2 protein-coding genes and 1 tRNA gene are annotated in these 3,719 nt (G+C 67.7%); 2 read left to right on the top strand and 1 reads right to left on the bottom strand.

Features of this window, described 5'->3' with window-relative positions:
- The first annotated feature begins 360 nt into the window (after positions 1 to 360).
- Positions 361 to 1,629 carry an ATP-binding protein gene (locus ACFV4K_RS35005; RefSeq protein ID WP_379280588.1) on the top strand — a complete coding sequence of 423 codons (1,269 nt, stop codon included), beginning with the start codon at positions 361 to 363 and terminating at the stop codon, positions 1,627 to 1,629.
- Positions 1,630 to 1,703: 74 nt separating this feature from the next.
- On the opposite strand, the gene ACFV4K_RS35000 is transcribed toward ACFV4K_RS35005, so the two are convergent.
- Positions 1,704 to 1,776: transfer RNA gene (locus ACFV4K_RS35000), tRNA-Ala, on the bottom strand.
- 129 nt (positions 1,777 to 1,905) lie between these two features.
- Here ACFV4K_RS35000 and ACFV4K_RS34995 point away from each other — a divergent pair.
- Positions 1,906 to 3,693, top strand: a complete 1,788-nt coding sequence (locus ACFV4K_RS34995; protein WP_379280587.1) for a DUF222 domain-containing protein — start codon at positions 1,906 to 1,908, stop codon at positions 3,691 to 3,693.
- Positions 3,694 to 3,719: the final 26 nt, after the last annotated feature.

Below are 3,719 nucleotides of genomic sequence, written 5' to 3'. Positions count from 1 at the left end.
GGGTCGATGACCTGCGGCTCTGCCGCGAAGTGGACCTGACGAACCAGCATACGAACCGCGCCGTCCTGGTGGACGGGCCGGACATCATGATTCGCGCGGTGGGTGCCCGGCCGTGCCCGGTTGGCGGTGACCGATGATCGCGACCGCTCCCCGTGCCCGATCGCAACGAATCACCTGCGGACCAAACCGCCGACTCAACGACAACGCTCCGGCAAAGCGGCGGCTTCAGCATCGGCAAGAAGCGCATAACCGTAGCGGCAGATCGCGCACACAGGTTCCGGCAGATCGCGCATGAGTTGTGCGGCAGAACGCGCATGAGTTGTGCGGCAGATCGCGCATAACATGTGCAATACTGCTGCGGTGACCTCGTCTTTCTCGTCATCGCCGATTGGCCGGATCCTTCCCCGTCATGCTCACTCGGCAGTGCATGAAGCGCTTGCGGATACTCGTGTCGTCCTGGTCAACGGAGCTCGCCAATGCGGAAAGAGCACGCTGGTCGCCCGGATAGGCAGGGAGATCGGCGCGACCTGGCGCAGCCTCGACAAGCCGGAGACTCGGCAGGCGGCAGGCTATGACCCCACGCAGTTCGTCCTCGACGATTCCCTCCTGATCATCGACGAGGTCCAGCGAGTACCGGAGCTGTTGCTGGCGATCAAGGAGACCGTCGACGCCGATGGACGACCCGGCCGGTTCCTACTGACCGGTTCAGCTCACGTCATGGCCCTCCGTAGCGTTCCGGACGCCCTTCCCGGACGCATGGAGACGATCGAACTCTGGCCGCTCTCCCAAGGCGAAATCGACGGCGCGCCCGACAGATTCATCGATTGTGCTTTCGAGCGCGGACCCCGGCTACGGCACGATGGCACCGAGAATCGCGACGATTACATCGAACGTATCGCACGCGGCGGCTTCCCCGAAGCCGTTGCGCGAGAGGGCAAACGGCGTTTCCGATTCTTCTCCTCTTACGTCGCCGATTTGATCAACCGAGACGTCATGCAACTGTCCGAGATCGAACGTTCCGCGGAGATGTTCGCCCTGACCAACCTCGTCGCGGCCCGCTCCGGTCAACTCCTGGTGCCCGGCGCCCTCGGCAATGAACTCGGCCTGCCCAAAGACACCGTCACCCGCTACCTTCGCCTCCTGGAAGAGGTTTTCCTGATCAAGCGCATCCCCGCTTGGTCGCGAAACCTGACCACCCGGGCCGTCGCAACCTCCAAAGTGTTCGTGGTGGATTCCGGTATCGCCACATATTTGTGCGGCGCCGACGCTCGCGCGCTGCGGGCCGTGAACGGCCCGCTCGGGCCACTGCTGGAGGGCTTCGTAGCCGCGGAACTCGCTCGCCAGCTCACCTGGTCCGATCAGGAAGCCCGCATGTTCCACTACCGCACCCGCGACAACGTCGAAGTCGACATCATTCTCGAGAACAATCGACGAGAGGTGATCGCCATCGAGGTGAAAGCCGCCTCCACCGTCAAGGGCGAAGACTTCCGCGGACTCCACCACCTCGCAGACCGCTTAGGCGACGAGCTCCTCGCCGGATACGTGCTCTACACCGGTACCGAAACCCTCCCGTTCGGACCGAAATTCCGCGCCCTGCCGGTCAGCGCCCTGTGGAACGCACGCCCATGATTGCCTCGAACGGTTCGCGCACTGTCACGAAAACAGAAGAGCCACAGGTATTTACCTGCGGCTCTTCCATTCTGTGGAGCTAAGGGGACTCGAACCCCTGACCCCCACACTGCCAGTGTGGTGCGCTACCAGCTGCGCCATAGCCCCGTGTTCACTTTTCCGCCAGCCGGGCGTTGCCCCGCTTGCTTGAACGAAGTTACACGACCAGTGGCGAACAAACCAAATCGCCTGGACAAGAGCTGGCGGCGGCGATCTTTCGGAGGTAGTCTCGAACGCATGTTCGATAGCCGAGAGGTGGAGGCGATGGGCGAGGACGAGCTGGTCGACGCGCTGCGGCGGGCACACGGGGCGGCGGCGTTCGCACAGGCGGCGGAAATCACAGCGGTGCGGGAGGTGTATCGCCGCCATCGGGCCGCGAACGCCGCACCGGGCGCCGGCGGGGTGCGGGCCGGGGAGTTCGCGGCGGCGGAGATCGCGGTCGCGGTGCAGGTGCCGGAGGGGGTGGCCGCGGCGCTCATCGACATCGGGCTCGCACTCGACTCCCTACCCCAGACCAAACTGGCGTTCGCGGCGGGACGGATCGACCTGTCCCGGGTGCAGGTGATCACGGACTGTCTGCGGGGGATGCCGCGAGAGATCCGAGAAGTCCTGGAGCCCAGGCTGATCGACGCGGCGCTGCGGTCCGACCCGGTCCGGTTGCGGCAGACCGCGCAACGCTGGGTGACACGGCTGGATCCCGACGGCGAGACGCGGCGGCGCGAGGCGCGGGAACAGGATCGCGACGTCCGGATTCGCGCGGTACAGGACGGGATGGCCGTGTTCGACGGGCTGCTGCCCGCCGCGGGAGCTCAGGCGCTCGCCATGCGGCTGCGGGAGATGAGTCTGCAAGTGTGCGAGGACGATCCGCGCACCATGTCGCAGCGCCGGGCCGACGCGCTCATCGCCCTCGCCGACGGCTCGGGCCGGCTGCACTGCGAATGCGGCAAGGAACTCGACTGCCCCAAGGCCAGCGCCCCCACCACGCCTCGTCGTCCCCTCATCCAGGTCGGGGTGTCCGCCGAAACCCTCCTCGGCCTGCGCGACGACCCCGCCTTCCTCTCCGGCTACGGGCCCATCGACGCCGGACTGGCCCGCTCGCTCGCCGAACACGCCCGGTTCCAGGTCATCCCCGAGTACTTCCCGGAGGATGCCACGCCGGGCCCGGGCGAAGACGACGCCCCTCCGTCGTCCTCGGCCGGTCGGTCAGCGGAGTCGACGCCTGGGGAAAACACCTCGGCGACAAAGGAATCCGTCACAGCGGGCGGTATTCCGAGCCCGCGCCGGACCCGGCGGACGCGGATCGCCGCCCAAGCCCCGTGGGAGCGAGCGGCCGCCGCCCACCTCCGCGAGCGCCGCGCGCCGGACGACACCCCCAACACTCCCCGGGTGGATCGCGGCCGCCTCACCACCGACGCTCCCGCCGCCACCGACAGCCCTGCCGCACAGGATCGGCCCGCCAGGCCGGCCGAACCGGCTCCCCCGTCCGCGCCACTGCGCAAACGCGCCAAAGTCGCTGCGGTGCGCCCCTTCTCGAACGCCCCGGCCCGCGAGGTGCGCGCCCTCGACGGATTCTGCCGCTTCCCCGGTTGCACCATGCCCGCCGCCGAGACCTCACTCATCCAGTTCGGCCCGCTCCCCCACCTCCCCGCGCAACCGAACTCCGGCTACCGCGCCGTGCTCTGCACGCACCACAACCGCTTGAAGTCCCTGGCGGACAAGGGAAAACACCCGTGGCGCGTCTACCTGGCCGACACCGACCGCATGCGCTGGATCGACCCGAGCGGTGAAACCCACGAGACCATCCGCGAGGGCGCCCGCTACCTCTTCCCGCACACCGACATCGACGCCCCCGCCAAGCCGCCGCGCCTCCGCCCGGTCCCCACCGAACCCGCCCCGGCCGGAGGCTATTTCACCACCGACCTGGCCTACCCCCTCGAATCCCACGTCCTGATCCACCCCCAGTTGTCGCGCACCACCGCCGACAACGACATCCCCGAATCCCCCACCCACCCGGTCCCCCACTGACCGTCCACCACCCCGAACCAAGGGAC

Origin of the sequence: Nocardia sp. NPDC059764 (assembly GCF_042732555.1) — a bacterium.
GTDB lineage: Bacteria > Actinomycetota > Actinomycetes > Mycobacteriales > Mycobacteriaceae > Nocardia.
The sequence above is the reverse complement of the archived record's forward strand: the minus strand, read 5'-3'. Positions and strand labels throughout refer to the sequence as shown.

Bases quoted from the DNA above. Each gene is read 5' to 3' on its own strand.
- ACFV4K_RS34995 (WP_379280587.1), top strand. From the start codon at position 1,906: ATGTTCGATAGCCGAGAGGTGGAGGCGATGGGCGAGGACGAGCTGGTC.